Origin of the sequence: Cardiobacterium sp. Marseille-Q4385, assembly GCF_916618745.1 — a bacterium.
Classification (GTDB): Bacteria; Pseudomonadota; Gammaproteobacteria; order Cardiobacteriales; family Cardiobacteriaceae; genus Cardiobacterium.
This window is the reverse complement of the sequence record NZ_OU745373.1, coordinates 2,056,493-2,071,952: the sequence shown is the minus strand read 5'-3', so window position 1 is coordinate 2,071,952 and position 15,460 is coordinate 2,056,493. Positions and strand designations below refer to the sequence as shown.

Here is a 15,460-nt window from a genome sequence, read left to right as displayed (position 1 = left end):
CCAAGATCTCCCCCCGCAATCCGCCTCGCCCAGTGGCAGCACGCCCTCGCCGAAAAACCGGCACTGGCCGCCGCAGATGAAACCGTCCGCGCCGCCCTCACCGCCACCAGACCACACGGCCAGTTCACCGACTGGCTGGCCGCCGTCCATGCCCTGCCGCACGACCCCGCAGCCACCATCGAACTCAATACCGCCGCCGTCCGCGCCAGTAGCACCACCGCACCTTCACCGGAAGCGGGACTGCGTGCGTTGATGCCATGGCGCAAAGGCCCGTTTGACCTCTACGGTGTCCACATCGACAGCGAATGGCGCAGCGACGACAAATTCGCCCGCCTGCTCGCCGCCGGTGTAGATTTCACCGGCAAGCACATCCTCGACGTCGGCTGCGGCAACGGCTACTTCCTCTACCGCATGCTCGGCACGGGCGCGCGCTTCGCCCTCGGCCTCGACCCCTCCTGGCACTACTTCGCGCAATACCTCGCCCTGGAAAAACTGCTCGGCCCGCAGCACTGCGCCTACCTGCCGCTGACCCTTGACGACATCGCCCCGCGCGACTTCGATCTGACCCTGTCCATGGGCGTGCTCTACCACCGCCGTGAACCGCTGCAACATCTCGCCCAACTGCGCGATACCCTGCGCCCCGATGGTCACCTGATCCTCGAAACCCTGGTAGTTGATGGCGACGCGACGACCGTGCTCATGCCGCTGGAACGCTATGCAGGCATGCGCAACGTCTGGTTCCTGCCAAGCGTAGCGGCGCTCACCTGCTGGCTGCACCGCCTCGGCCTCGACCTCGAATACAGCGGCACACCCGTGCCCACCAGTAGCGCGGAACAGCGCAAAACCACCTGGAGCACCGACTGCTCGCTCGCCGACTTCATGCAGCCCGATTTCAGCGCGACTATCGAAGGCCTGCCGCCGCCGCAACGCGTTATCCTCATCGCCCGCAAAAAACGCTGACGCCGTATGCGTTGCCGCCTCCGCCCGTGACAGACTGCCCTTCCCCTTCCTGACCGCAGCGCTGATGCATGCCACCGACGACATCAACGTCCTCAATCCGCTCCATCGCATCAGCGGCGGCTTTATCTAATGCACGCCCCGATAATGTTGGAAGCCCTGACCGGTACCCAATATCACGTCTGCGGCGAGGGACAAATACGCGAGTAGCAGCCTGCCCGACGCCCCGCCAAGCGGGATAAATCAGGGGCTTGCCGCGATCACGATTTATCTGACCTCTGCGCAGACGGCATGCATTCCCCCGCTTGGCAGCGAAAAACCTTTCTTCTCACTTAATCCCCTTCCGGCGGTGCTTTGCCCAGCATCCGCTGCTGCTGTGCCACCACCCGCGCCGCCATATCGAGAAACGCCGTCTGTTCATCATCATCCAGCGCCGCCAACGCCTCGCGGTTAATTTCTGCCGCCGCCGCTACCGCCGCTGTTTCCAGGGATCGGGCGCTATCGCTGAGGTAGATCAGGCGGCTGCGCGCGTCATCCGGGTTGGGTTCGCGGCGGATCAGGCCGTCGCGTTCCATCCGCGCCAGGGTATTGGCAATGGTCGCCTGGCTCAGTTCGGCGCGCTCCACCAGTGCCTGCTGACTTTGTCCGTCCTGCTGCCAGAGTTCCAGCAGAATGGGGAACTGTGCCGGGGCAATGCCGAGTGGTTTCAGGCGTTCGTGCAGTAGCAGGGCGAATTGGCGCGCAATGTGGTTCAAGAGATAGCCCGCCGAGTGGGCGCGGAAAGATTCGCTCATGTTTAATTCCTGCAAAAATAATGGGTTGTAAATCTTAGCATAAAGATAGCTTGCTATCTTATTACATAGCTTGCTATACTTCTCCTCGTTGTATAGCTTGCTATAAACGTTCCCATTCACCCATACCAAGGAACCCGATATGAACCGCACTGTTTTACGCAAAATCCACGCCATTGCCGGTGCTGCTGCCTTCCTGCTGATTGCCTCCTTCTGGACATCCACCGTCATCAGCGAACTCTTCGGCTCGCAGGCAACTGTCGTCACTGTCAAACACGTCATCGTCTATGCCCTCTTCGCCCTGATGTTCTGCATGGCGCTGGCCGGGGCGACGGGCATGAAGATGGGCGGCAAGAGCAACCACCCACGCATCGCCGCCAAGCGCCGCCGCATGCCGTTTATCGCCGCTAACGGCCTGTTCATCCTCCTGCCCTGCGCCTTTTTCCTCTATTACCGCGCGGCGGCTGGGCAGTTTGATGCCGTCTTCTACGCCGCGCAGACCTTGGAACTGCTGGCCGGGGCGACTAACTTGCTGCTCCTCGGTCTGAGTATGCGCGATGGCCTCGCTATCCGTCGCCCGCGCGCCGCCTGATCTCCTTCCCTCAACCCTTAAACCCAGGAACAACCATGAACCGCACGAAAAAGACTCTCCTGATTACCGCCGGCCTGGCCGCCCTGACTTTGACCGCCGTCGCCCTTGGTCGTGACCGCCGCCCTCACTGTGATGGGCCTTCTGCCCAGAAAAACGCCGTGGTGCTGATTAACACTTTCTCTGTCCCGACGGGCAAAGAGGCCGCTGCACTGGCTTCATGGCAAAAGGCACGCGATTTTCTGCAAACCCAACCCGGCTATCTCGGCACCCGCCTGCACCAGAACCTTGATCCCAACGGTGCTTATCATCTGGTGAATGTCGCCCGCTGGCAGAGCGAGGAAGATTTCAAGGCCGCCACGGAAAAGATGCGTGCCGCCTTGCCGGATAATCAGGTGGAAGGTGTTATCGCCCAGCCGGGACTGTTCAAGGTGATTGACAGCGATATGCCCAAGGGCTTTGGCGGCGGTTTCGGCAGAGGGTGCCGACCGGGTAAATAAACGCTATCTACTAAAAAACCGCCCTGTGAGGCGGTTTTTTATAGTCTGCGGGAAGCCAGTGTTTACCCCGCTTGGCAGCTTTTTCCTGTCAGGCAAGCAGCTGCGGGAGAACTTGATCCACCCACGCCTCCAGCCGCTCTTGGGTTTTTTCCGGCTGGCTGTCTTCATCCAGCGCGAGGCCGATGAATTTGCCGTTTGCCTTCACCGCCTTGGAAGAGGTGAATTTGTAGCCGTCGGTCGGCCATTCGCCGATGAAGGTTGCACCTTGCGCGCTCAGTTGTTCGCCGATCATCCCCAGGGCATCCAGGTAGTATTCGGGGTAGCCGATCTGGTCGCCGAGACCGAACATGGCAATCACCGTGCCGTCGAGGTTGGCCGAGGCGATTTTGTCCACCACTTGTTCCCAGTCATCCTGATATTCGCCGTAGTTCCAGGTCGGCATGCCGAGGATGATGCGCTTGTAGAGGAACATATCGTTCGGGTCGTCGAGGTCGATGATGTTGATCGGCACGATTTCCAGACCGTGTTTTTCTTTGATGTAGGCTTCGATGCGGTAGGCAACGTCTTCGGTCATGCCGGTGGTGCTGCCGTAGAAGAATCCGATTTCTTGACTCATGGGGGGGTCCTTATGGTTGGCCGTGCAGGGCTTGGGCACAGGCGAGGGTATTGCGCAGCAGGCAGGCGATGGTCATCGGCCCGATGCCGCCGGGTACGGGGGTAATGGCGCCGGCGGTCTCAACGGCACTGGCAAAGTCCACGTCGCCGACGAGGCGGGTTTTATCGCCTTCGGTAATGCGGTTGATGCCGACATCGAGAACGATGGCGCCGGGTTTCAGCCAGTCGCCTTTGACGAGCTGTGCCTTGCCGACGGCAGCGACGACAATGTCGGCTTCGCGGCAGAGTGCGGGCAGGTCGGGGCTGCGTGAGTGGGCGACGGTAACGGTGGCGTTCGCGGCGAGCAGGAGCGCCACCATCGGCTTGCCGACGATGTTGGAGCGGCCGATGACGATGGCGCGTTTGCCGGCGAGATCGCCCAAGCGGTCACGCAGGATGAGCGAGCAACCGAGCGGGGTGCAGGGAATGGAAACGGGGTTGCCCGTCCATAGGCGGCCAACGTTAACGGGATGGAAACCGTCCACGTCTTTGTCTGGGGTGATGGCATTCAGCACGGCATCGGCGTCAAGGTGTTTGGGCAGCGGCAGTTGCACGAGGATGCCGTGCACTTGCGGATCGGCGTTGAGTTCGGCGACTTTGGCAAGCAGCGCTTCCTGAGTGGTGTCGGCGGGCAGTTTGTATTCGAGGCTGGCAAAACCCGCTTCTTTGGCCTGGATGCCTTTGTTGCGCACATAGACTTCGCTGGCCGGGTCATTGCCGACGAGGACGACGGCAAGGCCGGGCTGGATGCCGGTCTTCTCGCGGAAAAGAGCGGTATCGCGCGCCACTTCAGCGCGGATAGTGGCGGCAAAGGCTTTGCCGTCAATGATGTCTGCACTCATTGGGGTTCCCTTGTATTTCAGTTGGTTAATGCGGCGCGGATAGCGTCTGCGGTATCGCGCAATTCGGCCAGATCCGCCGCTCCCTTGCCGTGCGAGCCGAGCGTTTTGCCCGCCCACATCGGTATCAGGTGCATATGGTAATAGAAGACGGACTGTCCCGCCGCCTCACCGTTGTATTGCACCACGCGGATGCCATCCGCCTGCAGAGCCTGTTTCTGCGCGCGCGCGAGTTTCTGGCTGAAGGTGATGATGTGTTGCAGCGATGCGGGGTCGGCATCAAGCAGGTCGGTGGCAAAGCGTTTCGGGATAATCAGGCTGTGCCCTTTGCTTTGCGGGAAGGCATCCATAAAGGAAAAGAGGTTGTCGTCTTCGTAGATTTTGGCGCAGGGAATTTCGCCGGCCAGGATTTTGTGAAATATGGTGTCGCTCATGGTTTTTTTCTCGCGGGATAAATAAAAAAGGCACGGTAATTAATCGTGCCTTTCGTCCGTTATTTACGGCATTTAATCGGTCTGTTTATTGGATCAGCAGATCGTGTTCGCTGCCGCCGTGTTGCAGATGGTCAATAAACCATTGTGGTTTACGCCCCATGCCGCTCCAGGTTTGTTTCGGGTTGGCAGGATTGCGGTAACGCGGCGGCATTACGGTGCGTTGCACCGGGCCTTTATTGCCTTCCATACTGGTAATGAATCGTGCCGCTTGTCGTTGTGCTTCGGAAAGAATATCGCGGGCGCGTTTCTTCTTCTGGCGATCAATATGATTGATCAGCGCTTCAAAGTCATCGTTGTTCAGATTGTCAACTTGATTAAAGAGTTCTTCTAGGCTCATTGTTTGTCCTCGTTTGTTGTTAGAAAGCGGGAGAATTATATAGCGCTATTCGCCTATCTGTAAAGTATTGCCGCCGCTTTATTGCAAAATATTTTAATGCCTGCGGTTTTATTTTTTACATACCCAACAAATGCTTTACATACTGCCTGTTTTATCTCTTATTTTTCGTTTTCGGCCTCTTCTTTCAGCCTCTCGTAGCGCTTTTGCAAATTACCGACTTTCTGCCGTTCGTTAACCGGCAGGGTTGGATCTTTCAAGGCGCGCGATACTTGTGCTTCTGCCAGTTTGTAATCGCCAATCAGGGCATAGTATTTGGCGGAAAGCAGGAATTGTTCGGCGCTACGCTGCTGCCTATCAAGCAAACCGCCATAGACATCGTAATATTGCACCGCGCCGGGATCGCGGGCGATTTGTGCCTGTAAGAGTTTTTCCGCTTCCTGATATTTACCGACGGCTATTAAACTGCGGGCATAGGGAATAATCAGGTTTTCATTATTGCGCCAACGCTGCCAGGCTTTGCTGAGGATTTCTTCTGCTTTGCTATTGTCGCCATCCGCCAATGCCTGTTCGCCGTGCAAGCGGGCAAAAGCGGCGTTTTTATCGGCAGGCAGGCTTGGCAACAATACCGCCAGCGTGGCGCGGTCGTAGCGCCGCTCGGCATCCAGCGCCTGACGGTATTGGGCGGCAAGCGGATCGGTGGGTTGGAAATCGCGTTGTTTATAACGGCTATAACGCCCAATAGCCGCTTTGGCGAGTTGGTATTCCAGCGGATTACGGCTGGATTTATTTTTTTCGGCTTTTGCCAATTGGCGCTCAATACGGTTTTGCGGCAAGGGGTGGGTCAATAAGAATTCCGGTGGCTGACTGCCATGCGCCATCAATTTCTCGAAAAATACCGCCATTTGTGATTCGTCATAGCCCGCTTTACGCAGAATTTTAACGGCGACATCATCCGCCTGTTGTTCATGGGCGCGTGAATATTCCAATTGTTTTTCGCGCACATAGGCTTGCGAACCGATAATGGCTGCGCGCGCACCTTGCGGACTGTCGCCGGCAGCAGCAGCGGCAATACCGGCCAGCATTCCAACTGCCTGCATCCAGGTATATTTTTCGGCGTTGGCAATAGAGCGCGCGATATGCGATTGGCTGACGTGGCCAATTTCGTGTGCGATGACCCCGGCCAGCTGATCTTCATTGTCCGTCATCGCTATCAGGCCGCTATTGATACCAATATAGCCGCCACTGGTGGCAAAGGCATTGATGGCGGGCGAATCGATCACAAAGAAATGATAGCCGGAAGCGGCGGGGGCATATTTGCTGAGACGATTACCCAATTCGCGCACATATTGGGTAATTTCCGGCTGCTCAAGCAGTTCGCCGTTTTGCCGCAGGCGGCCTTCAACCGCCATGCCGATATTGCGTGCTTTATCGCCGCTGAATATACGTTTTTCGGGATTACCGAGATCGGGCAATTCAATATCAGCGGCATGAACGCTGTACGCTCCCAAAGCAGCCAATAACATAATGAATGATTTGCGCATCACAGACTCCATTAACACAAGAAACCAAAAAAACGTATCTACCGTTTCAGACAATCGCGGCAGATACGCTTTATATTTAAGAAATTACAGCACCATCGCCGCCAGCCAGCCGGCCAGCAATAACGGTACGTTGTAATGCAAGAATGTCGGAATCACGCTGTCGCGGATGTGATTATGCTGTCCGTCGGCATTAAAGCCCATCGTCGGGCCAAGAGTCGAATCGGAAGCGGGCGAACCGGCGTCACCGAGTGCCCCAGCGGTACCAATGATGGCGACCGTCGCTAGCGGCGAAAAGCCCATATGCACGCAAATCGGCACATAAATCGCGGCGATAATCGGCAAGGTGGAAAAGGAGCTGCCGATGCCCATCGTCACCAATAACCCGACCACCAGCATCGCCAGTGACACCAGCGCCTTACTGTTGCCGAAAAAGGCGACGCTATCGCGTACTAGCGGTTCGATACCGCCGGTGGCATTCATCACGGCGGCAAAACCATTGGCGGCAATCATGATGAAGGCAATCATGCTCATCATGCGGATACCGCTATTAAAGACGGTATCTGCCTGCTGCCAGTGAATGACGCGTGCGACCATAAAAATGGCAAAACCCAGCAGGCCGGCGAGAATCAGCGAACCGGTATATTTTTGTGTCAAAAAAGCGACAGTAACGGCAATGATGGCGATGATGATATTGCCCGGTTTGATGGGAATCTGTTCCGCTACCCCTTCGACCGGCAGATTTTCATAATGACGCGGCTTGCGGTAGCTGTAAAAAATAGCCGTTGCCAACCCTGCAACCATACCCAAAGCTGGAATCGCCATTGCCTGATAAATATTGACGCCAGATACATCCATGCCGAATTTACTGATATTGCCGAGCAGGATCTTGTTCAAGAAAATATCGCCAAAACCATAGGGCACAAACATATAAGTACAAACCAAACCGAATGTGACCACGCAGGCGAGCATACGACGGTCAAGATTGAGGCGGTTCATAACCGTCAGCAGCGGCGGAATAATCAGCGGAATAAAAGCAATATGAATCGGCACCAGGTTCTGACTCATGATACTCATGGCAAGCAGTGCAATAATCAGCAGCCATTTCAGATAACTACCACTGCCGTGCGCAGCGCGTTTGACAATCACATTCGCCATTGCCTGCGATAAGCCGGAATAAGAAATGGCGACGGCGAAGGCACCGAGCACCGCATAAGACAAGGCCGTCGCTGTACCTGCGGCAATGCCTTCTTCAAAGACTTTGACCAGATATTTCAGTTTCAAAATGGTATCCGGCTCCGTAACACCCGCTACTTTATCCGGCGGAAAAGCGGCAAGAATAGTTTCTGCGGGAATATTGGCGACAAGTCCGCCGACAAAAGCACTGATAATCAGGCTGAACACAACATGCACGCGTGCCAGCGATAAAATCAGCATCAAACACACGGCAAGGACGACTGGATTCATGGGTAACTCCGAATAAAAACGGGAAAAATGCGCAGGCGGCGCATTATGAAACAAGAAAACAACGAGTGCAAAGTGTCTGGCCATAAATAGCCAATAATTTTGCTGATATAAGAGATAGTCATCACCGCTTTCCCATGAATTTCATGCGGTTTATGGACAAGCGGTACAGTGGTATGGTTTTTATGACGCTATCCGCAATTCAACAGGCAATATCTCGCATAACAAAACCGATACGGCTGCTGTCAGGGAGTCCATAGCGTTTTATTGCCATTATGAGTGGAAACAAGACTCTTCTCAGCGAATATCCGGATGAATTTCATGGGTTTTTATACCATATTATGGCTGCACAAATGTCTTTAGCGATAAGAGGGATAGACAATGGCACTACCCACGCAAACCCCGTACAATCCGCGCCGTTTTTCCATCCATCCATCATTCATGTTGAAAGCCGCCCTGATTGTTACCCTCTGCACGGCGCTGGCTGCCTGCACGCCAACGCCGCCAGCCTGGCGTTCGCCAGGTACTACGCGACCAGATACATCCGCTTGACCAGCAAGGAATCCAATGACCGACATCGCTCTCGACCCGCATCTGCATACCCGCATCAACCGCTTCTGCGAAATCGGCGACACCTTCGCTGCGCAGGGCGAATACCCGCAAGCCATCGAAGCCTACCAGTACGCCTGGAATCTGCTGCCCGAACCCAAAACCCGCTGGGAAGCGGCAACCTGGATACTCGCCGCTGTTGGTGACGCCTGGTTTCTGCACGGCGACTACACCCGCGCCCGCGACAAATTCCAGGCCGCCCTGCCCTGCCCCGGCGGCAGCGACAATGCCTTCATCCATCTGCGCCTCGGCCAAGCTCTGTTTGAACTGGGCCAGACGGCTGCCACCGCCGCATTACAACAGGCGCATAATCTCGGTGGCGAGGCCGTCTTTGCCGACGAAGATCCCAAATATCTCGCCGCTCTTCATTAAGGGAACCCCATGCGCCAAATCATCTTCGATACCGAAACCACCGGCATGAACTTCAATGGCCGTGACAAATCCGAAGGTCACCGCATCATCGAAATCGGCTGCGTCGAACTCATCGACCGCCGCCCGACCGAAAACTACTTTCACCAATACATCAACCCCGAACAAAGCATTGACCCTGACGCCGTGCGCGTGCACGGCATCACCAACGAACGCGTCGCCGGTGAGCCGACCTTTGCCGCTATCCTCAACGATCTGCTTGCCTATTTTGACGGCGCGGACGAGCTCATCGCGCACAACATGCCGTTCGACCAATCCTTCCTTAACCGCGAATTCAAACTCGCCAAAGCCGGCTTCAAACTCGAAGACCGCTTCCCGCTCACCGATACCCTGCAACTCGCCAAAAACAAAGTCCCCATTGCCAAATACAATCTGGACGCACTCTGCAAATACTACGGCATCGATAACAGCAACCGCAGCCTGCACGGCGCGCTGCTTGACTCGCAGCTCCTCGCCGAAGTCTATCTACGCCTGACCACCGAACAATCCGGCTTCGACTTCGCTGCCGCTACCGTGCAATCCGCCGCTACACCTGCTGAAACCATCATAACCACGATCAGCGCGAGCAGCGGTAGCTGGCAGCGCATCAACATCAGCAGCGAAGAAGCCGCTGCTCATCAGGCCTACCTTGAAAAAATACGTCAATAAGCGGCACGCCCGTCTGCTCTGCTACGCCGTCGCCAGCCTCATCAGCCTCTACTTCGGCACGGCCTTTGTGCATGGCGTTATCTGGCGCGGCGGTGCCCCTGTTGGTGCATGGCTGCTGGCGCTCATCACCAGCCTGACGCTGGCCGCCCTACCCTGGCTGTGGACGGTTTACCTGCACCACTACCGCCCCCAACCTGCCGCCAAACCACCGAGCATCCGCGAACAACTGCTAGCGCGGGCGATGGCCGACCTCGCTGCCCTGCGCGATAACGCGGCGCAATACCGCTGCCGTGCCGATGGCGAACGCATCGGCCTCCTCCTCGAACAACTCTGCAACCACAGCGAAATCTACCTGCGTGGTCTCGGCGATGATGACGATAAAATCCGCGCCAACCGCCCGCTGCTCACCGTCTATCTGCCCGAACTGGCGCATATCAGCCTGCTCTACCTGCAACTGCCCGCCGCCGAACTCGGCGAACATAACCGCCGTCAACTGCTACAACTGATCAGCGACACCCACGACCTCATCCGCAACGGCCACGCCGGGATGCGCGCCCGCACCCTGCACGACCTTGAAACCCGTATGGAAGTGCTGCGCGAACGCCTCGGCACACGCGAGCCCTGAGCCGTCCCGGTCATCTCTCTGGCTTTCTGCCTGACTGCAAAATCCCGCCAAGCGGCGTAAATACTGGATCTATCAAGCGGCGTTAGTCCTGCCTGTTGCCACGTATGCAGATGTTATCCCCTGATAAGCATCACTCCTGTCTTTGTGAAAATAACCGTGGAATTTCTAGATTTTTTTTACTATTCCCGTTAATCTTATTCAAGATTTATCAATCGTAGGGGGTGGAGAATCTTGTTTTTACCGGAACTTTAATTTGCGAATTATTAAAGCGTTTTCCCACGGAATGATTAATCACCGGAATGCCGCAATCAGGGGCATTCCGCCCATCAGAGGAGTTTTCTTATGTCGGAACCCACCCCACAAACGGCGCAGCAAGGCCTGCCCACGCTGCCCCAAAGTACTATCTGGATGATCAGCTTCGGCTTTCTCGGCGTGCAGACGGCCTTCACCCTGCAAAGCTCGCAGATGAGCCGCATTTTCCAAACACTCGGCGCTGACCCGCACAGTCTCGGCTGGTTCTTTATCCTGCCGCCGCTGGCGGGTCTTTTGGTACAGCCCATCGTCGGCCATTATTCGGACCGCACTTGGGCGCCACGTCTCGGTGGCCGTCGCCTGCCGTATCTGCTTTATGGCGCGCTGATTGCCGTGCTGGTGATGATTTTGATGCCGAACTCCGGCAGTTTCGGCTTTGGCCCGCTTGCCGCACTGGTATTTGGCGCGCTGATGATTGCCCTGCTGGATGTGTCGTCCAACATGGCAATGCAGCCGTTCAAGATGATGGTCGGCGATATGGTTAACGACGAGCAGAAGAGCTATGCCTACGGTATTCAGAGTTTTCTCGCCAATGCCGGTTCGGTGATTGCCGCCGTGTTGCCGTTCGTGTTCGCTTATGTTGGTCTCGCCAACACGGCACCGGCGGGCGTGGTGCCGCAGACGGTGGTGGTCGCGTTTTATGTCGGCGCGGCGCTGCTCGTCATCACCAGCGCCTTCACGATTTTCAAGGTGAAGGAGTACGACCCTGCCACTTATGCGCGTTATCACGGTATTTCGGTGCAGGACAATCAGGACAAGGTGAGCTGGCTGACGCTGCTGAAAACCGCGCCCAAGGCCTTTTGGACGGTGTCATTGACGCAGTTTTTCTGCTGGTTTGCCTTCCAGTATTTGTGGACGTATTCCGCAGGCGCGATTGCCGCCAATGTCTGGCAGACCACAGACGCCGCTTCTGCCGGTTACCAAGAAGCGGGCAACTGGTACGGGATGCTGGCGGCGGTGCAGTCCATCGCGGCAGTCGCGTGCTCGTATGTGCTGGCGAAGGTGCCGAACCAGTTCCATAAGCACGGTTATTTCGCCTGTCTGGCGCTGGGTGCACTGGGTTTCCTCTCCATCGCCTATGTCGGCAATAAATATGTGCTGATTCTGTCCTTTATCCTGGTCGGCATTGCCTGGGCGGGGATTATCACTTACCCGCTGACAATCGTGACCAATGCTCTTTCCGGCAAACATATGGGCACCTATCTCGGCCTCTTTAACGGCTCGATTTGCCTGCCGCAGATTGTCGCTTCGCTTATGAGTTTCGGCCTCTACCCGTTATTGGGCGGCACACAGGCCAATATGTTTATTGCCGCCGGGATCATCCTGCTTGCCGGCGCGTTTTCGGTGTTCCTGATTAAGGAAACGCACGCCAAGACGGATCACGCCTGATGGATGCGCTGTCCAAACCGTTCGGCACCCTGCACGGGGTGCCGGTCGTCGGTTATTACCTGGAAAACGCGCGCGGCACACGGGTGTGCGTGCTCAATCTTGGCGGTATCGTCCAGGATTACTCGCTGCGCACAGATAATGGCCGCCTGCCGCTGGTCATCGGCTACGACAACGCCGCCGATTATGTGCAGAACCCGTTTCAGATTAACAAGCAGATTGGCCGCGTCGCCGGACGCATCGCCGGGGCCGCATTCGACCTCTTCGGCAAACCCTGCCGCGTGGAGGCGAACGAAGGGCGTAACGCCCTGCACGGCGGTTCGCACGGGCTGGCGGGGAGGCTCTTCACCGTGCAGCGTCTGGATGTGCAGTTACTGCGCCTCAGCACGACCGTGACTGCGGTGCAGGACGGCTACCCCGGCGACCTTGAACTCAGCATTGATTACCAGCTGGACGCGGACGATCGCCTCATCCTCCGCTACGAAGCGACAGCACACGGCGACACCGTGTTTGACCCGACCCTGCATATCTACTGGCGCCTGCCACGCGGCCTGCATGGCTGCACCCTGCACATCCCGCAGGGCGAACATATCGTCGTTGATGCGGAAAAACTGCCGCTCAATGCAGACGACAACCCCGCTTACGACTTCCGCCACGCGCGTCCGCTGGATGATGCCGTGCGCGCGAGCGGGGGCTTTGACGACATCTACCGCGTCCCCGCTGACATCCGCCAGGCAGCAGCCATCCTGAGCACCCCCGACTACCGCGTCCGCCTCTATGGCGACCGCAACGGCCTGATTATCTTCACCGCTGCGCCACAGGACGGCACCGCGCATGACGCGGGCACTTACGACGCACTCGCCACCGAACTGCAAACCCTGCCCAACAGCCTGCACCGTCCCGAATACGGCGACATCCGCCTCAAAGACGGCGCGCGCCACCAATCCACCATCATCTTCCAACCCGAAAGAGGACACTGATATGTACCTGAGAATCATGGAAATCCACCCCTGGAGCATCCGCAGCACCAAACTGGAAAAAGAACACAAGCGCCTGCAAGAAAGCCTGACCAGCCTCGGCAACGGCTATATGGGCATGCGCGGCAACTTCGAAGAAACCTACACCGGCGACAGCCACCTCGGCACCTACATCGGCGGCGTGTGGTTCCCGGACAAAACCCGCGTCGGCTGGTGGAAAAACGGCTACCCCAAATACTTCGGTAAAGCCATCAATGCCTTGAATTACAGCAAAGTCGCCATCTACGTTGACGGCCAGGAAGTTGACCTCGGCAAACACGCCCCCACCGACTTCGTCCTTGAACTCGACATGCACAGCGGCGTCCTGCACCGCCAGTTCACCCTCTTCGGCGTCCAGTTCCGCATCAGCAAATTCCTCTCCGTCGCGCAAAAAGAACTGGCGCTCATCCGCTGGGACATCACCGCCACCGACGGCAAAACCCACAAAGTACGCATTGACGCCGTCATTGACGCCGACGTGAAAAACGAAGACGCCAACTACGAAGAAAAATTCTGGCAAGTACTGGCGCGCGACGTTGCCGCCGACCGTGGCAGCATCGCCACCCAAACCGTCGCCAACCCCTTCGGCGTTGACCAATTCATCGTCAACGCCGAACAAACCTTCGCCGGCGACTTCACCGCTACCGGCCATGACAGCAGCGACTGGCGCGTGACCAACCGCTTCGAAGCCGAAGTGGGCGCGACGCCGAGAACCTTTGAAAAACGCGTCATTATCACCACCAGCCGCGACTACGACGGTCTCGCCGCCGTACAAAAAGCCGGACGCGACCTCTCCGCGAACATCAGCGGACAAAACCACGCCGACCTCCTCGCCGCCCACGAAGCGGGCTGGAAACAGCGCTGGGATATCGCCGACGTCGTCATCAGCGGCAACGACGAAGCCCAACAAGGCATCCGCTTCAACCTCTTCCAGCTATTCGCCACCTACTACGGCGAAGACGCCCGCCTCAACATCGGCCCGAAAGGCTTCACCGGCGAAAAATACGGCGGCGCCACCTACTGGGACACCGAAGCCTACGCCGTACCACTCTACCTCGCCCTGGCCGAGCCGAACGTCACCCGCAACCTGCTTAAATACCGCCATAACCAGTTGCCGCAGGCCCAGCACAACGCCCGACAGCAAGGCCTCGCCGGCGCGCTCTACCCGATGGTGACCTTCACCGGCGTCGAATGCCACAACGAATGGGAAATCACCTTCGAAGAAATCCACCGTAACGGTGCCATCCCTTACGCCATCTACAACTACACCAACTACACCGGCGACGACAGTTACCTCGCCAAAGAAGGTCTGGAAGTGCTGGTCGAAGTCTCGCGCTTCTGGGCGGACCGCGTCCACTACTCCAAACGCCACGGCAAATACATGATCCACGGCGTGACCGGGCCGAACGAATACGAAAACAACATCAACAACAACTGGTACACCAACACCCTCGCCGCCTGGGTACTGCAATACACCCTGGAGGCCCTGCAAAAACACCCGCGTCCCGACCTCAACGTCAGCGACGCCGAGCGCGGCAAATGGCAGGACATCATCGCGAACATGTACTATCCCGAAGACGAAGAACAGGGCATCTTCGTCCAGCACGACGGCTTCCTCGACAAAGACATCCGCCCCGTCTCCGCCCTCTCGCCGGACGACCTGCCGCTGAACCAGAAATGGTCGTGGGACAAAATCCTGCGCTCGCCCTTCATCAAACAGGCCGACGTCCTGCAAGGCATCTACTTCTTCGGCGACCGCTACACCCTCGACGAAAAACGGCGCAACTTCGACTACTACGAACCGATGACTGTGCACGAAAGCTCGCTGTCGCCCTCCATCCACGCCATCCTCGCCGCCGAACTCGGCAAAGAAGCCAAAGCCGTGGAAATGTACCAGCGCACCGCCCGCCTCGACCTCGACAACTACAACAACGACACCGAAGACGGCCTGCACATCACCTCCATGACCGGTTCATGGCTGGCCATCGTCCAGGGCTTTGCACAAATGAAAACCTGGGGTGGTACCCTCAGCTTCGCGCCCTTCCTGCCATCAGACTGGACGGGCTACACCTTCCATATCAACTACCGTGGCCGCCTGATAAAAATAGAAGTGGATGGCAAAAACGTCACCCTGCGCCTGCTCAAAGGCGACGCCCTGCCGCTCAAACTCTACGGCGAAACCCTGACTTTGAAAGACAGCCACAGCGCGCCGCTGCAAAAGAACGGGTAAAAAACCACAGAGACAAATCCTTTCCCCCGCTTGCGGGGGAAG

At 57.2% G+C, this 15,460-nt stretch carries 16 protein-coding genes; 9 read left to right on the top strand and 7 right to left on the bottom strand.

The genetic code is table 11. The features are described 5' to 3' along the window. Positions 1 to 18: 18 nt before the first annotated feature. Positions 19 to 960 (top strand): tRNA 5-methoxyuridine(34)/uridine 5-oxyacetic acid(34) synthase CmoB, encoded by a 942-nt coding sequence (cmoB, locus tag LG374_RS09880; protein ID WP_225758022.1) that lies wholly within the window; start codon positions 19 to 21, stop codon positions 958 to 960. Positions 961 to 1,289: 329 nt separating this feature from the next. Here cmoB and LG374_RS09875 read toward each other — a convergent pair whose 3' ends face one another. Next, the gene (locus LG374_RS09875; RefSeq protein WP_225757532.1) at positions 1,290 to 1,751 is read right to left on the bottom strand and encodes a MarR family winged helix-turn-helix transcriptional regulator; all 462 of its coding nucleotides are present in this window, start codon (positions 1,749 to 1,751) and stop codon (positions 1,290 to 1,292) included. Positions 1,752 to 1,890: 139 nt separating this feature from the next. Between LG374_RS09875 and LG374_RS09870 the strand changes: the two genes are divergently transcribed. Next, the gene (locus tag LG374_RS09870) at positions 1,891 to 2,340 is read left to right on the top strand and encodes a hypothetical protein (protein ID WP_225757531.1); all 450 of its coding nucleotides are present in this window, start codon (positions 1,891 to 1,893) and stop codon (positions 2,338 to 2,340) included. A gap of 35 nt (positions 2,341 to 2,375) precedes the next feature. After that, positions 2,376 to 2,837, top strand: a complete 462-nt coding sequence (locus LG374_RS09865; protein ID WP_225757530.1) for an antibiotic biosynthesis monooxygenase — start codon at positions 2,376 to 2,378, stop codon at positions 2,835 to 2,837. 88 nt (positions 2,838 to 2,925) lie between these two features. Here the strand turns inward: LG374_RS09865 and LG374_RS09860 are convergent, their stop codons facing one another. The 6 genes from LG374_RS09860 to LG374_RS09835 all read right to left on the bottom strand — a co-directional run bounded on the left by LG374_RS09860 (position 2,926) and on the right by LG374_RS09835 (position 8,166). Continuing rightward, complete coding sequence (locus LG374_RS09860) at positions 2,926 to 3,453, bottom strand: flavodoxin (protein WP_225757529.1); 528 nt, start codon at positions 3,451 to 3,453, stop codon at positions 2,926 to 2,928. 10 nt (positions 3,454 to 3,463) lie between these two features. Continuing rightward, a complete protein-coding gene (folD, locus tag LG374_RS09855) occupies positions 3,464 to 4,333 on the bottom strand; it encodes a bifunctional methylenetetrahydrofolate dehydrogenase/methenyltetrahydrofolate cyclohydrolase FolD (protein WP_225757528.1) in 870 nt (289 codons plus the stop codon). A 17-nt stretch (positions 4,334 to 4,350) separates the two neighbouring features. Further along, complete coding sequence (locus LG374_RS09850; protein WP_225757527.1) at positions 4,351 to 4,764, bottom strand: HIT family protein; 414 nt, start codon at positions 4,762 to 4,764, stop codon at positions 4,351 to 4,353. Between the two features lie 85 nt (positions 4,765 to 4,849). Continuing rightward, complete coding sequence (locus LG374_RS09845) at positions 4,850 to 5,161, bottom strand: H-NS family nucleoid-associated regulatory protein (RefSeq protein WP_225757526.1); 312 nt, start codon at positions 5,159 to 5,161, stop codon at positions 4,850 to 4,852. A gap of 158 nt (positions 5,162 to 5,319) precedes the next feature. Further along, the gene (locus LG374_RS09840) at positions 5,320 to 6,702 is read right to left on the bottom strand and encodes a M48 family metalloprotease (protein WP_225757525.1); all 1,383 of its coding nucleotides are present in this window, start codon (positions 6,700 to 6,702) and stop codon (positions 5,320 to 5,322) included. 84 nt (positions 6,703 to 6,786) lie between these two features. Further along, positions 6,787 to 8,166: a Na+/H+ antiporter family protein gene (locus LG374_RS09835; RefSeq protein WP_225757524.1), complete on the bottom strand. Its 1,380-nt coding sequence runs from the start codon at positions 8,164 to 8,166 to the stop codon at positions 6,787 to 6,789. A gap of 564 nt (positions 8,167 to 8,730) precedes the next feature. Here LG374_RS09835 and LG374_RS09830 point away from each other — a divergent pair. The 6 genes from LG374_RS09830 (at position 8,731) to LG374_RS09805 (ending at position 15,418) form a co-directional block, all read left to right on the top strand. Further along, the gene (locus LG374_RS09830) at positions 8,731 to 9,144 is read left to right on the top strand and encodes a tol-pal system YbgF family protein (protein ID WP_225757523.1); all 414 of its coding nucleotides are present in this window, start codon (positions 8,731 to 8,733) and stop codon (positions 9,142 to 9,144) included. A gap of 9 nt (positions 9,145 to 9,153) precedes the next feature. Next, positions 9,154 to 9,849 (top strand): DNA polymerase III subunit epsilon, encoded by a 696-nt coding sequence (gene dnaQ, locus LG374_RS09825; protein ID WP_225757522.1) that lies wholly within the window; start codon positions 9,154 to 9,156, stop codon positions 9,847 to 9,849. After that, a complete protein-coding gene (locus LG374_RS09820; protein ID WP_225757521.1) occupies positions 9,830 to 10,474 on the top strand; it encodes a hypothetical protein in 645 nt (214 codons plus the stop codon). The genes dnaQ and LG374_RS09820 overlap by 20 nt, the downstream gene beginning before the upstream one ends. A 342-nt stretch (positions 10,475 to 10,816) precedes the next feature. After that, the gene (locus tag LG374_RS09815) at positions 10,817 to 12,175 is read left to right on the top strand and encodes an SLC45 family MFS transporter (protein WP_225757520.1); all 1,359 of its coding nucleotides are present in this window, start codon (positions 10,817 to 10,819) and stop codon (positions 12,173 to 12,175) included. Continuing rightward, on the top strand, positions 12,175 to 13,152 hold the full coding sequence (locus LG374_RS09810) for a galactose mutarotase (RefSeq protein WP_225757519.1): 978 nt from the start codon (positions 12,175 to 12,177) through the stop codon (positions 13,150 to 13,152). The genes LG374_RS09815 and LG374_RS09810 overlap by 1 nt, the downstream gene beginning before the upstream one ends. A 1-nt stretch (position 13,153) precedes the next feature. Then, positions 13,154 to 15,418: a glycoside hydrolase family 65 protein gene (locus tag LG374_RS09805; RefSeq protein ID WP_225757518.1), complete on the top strand. Its 2,265-nt coding sequence runs from the start codon at positions 13,154 to 13,156 to the stop codon at positions 15,416 to 15,418. The last annotated feature ends 42 nt before the right edge of the window (positions 15,419 to 15,460 follow it).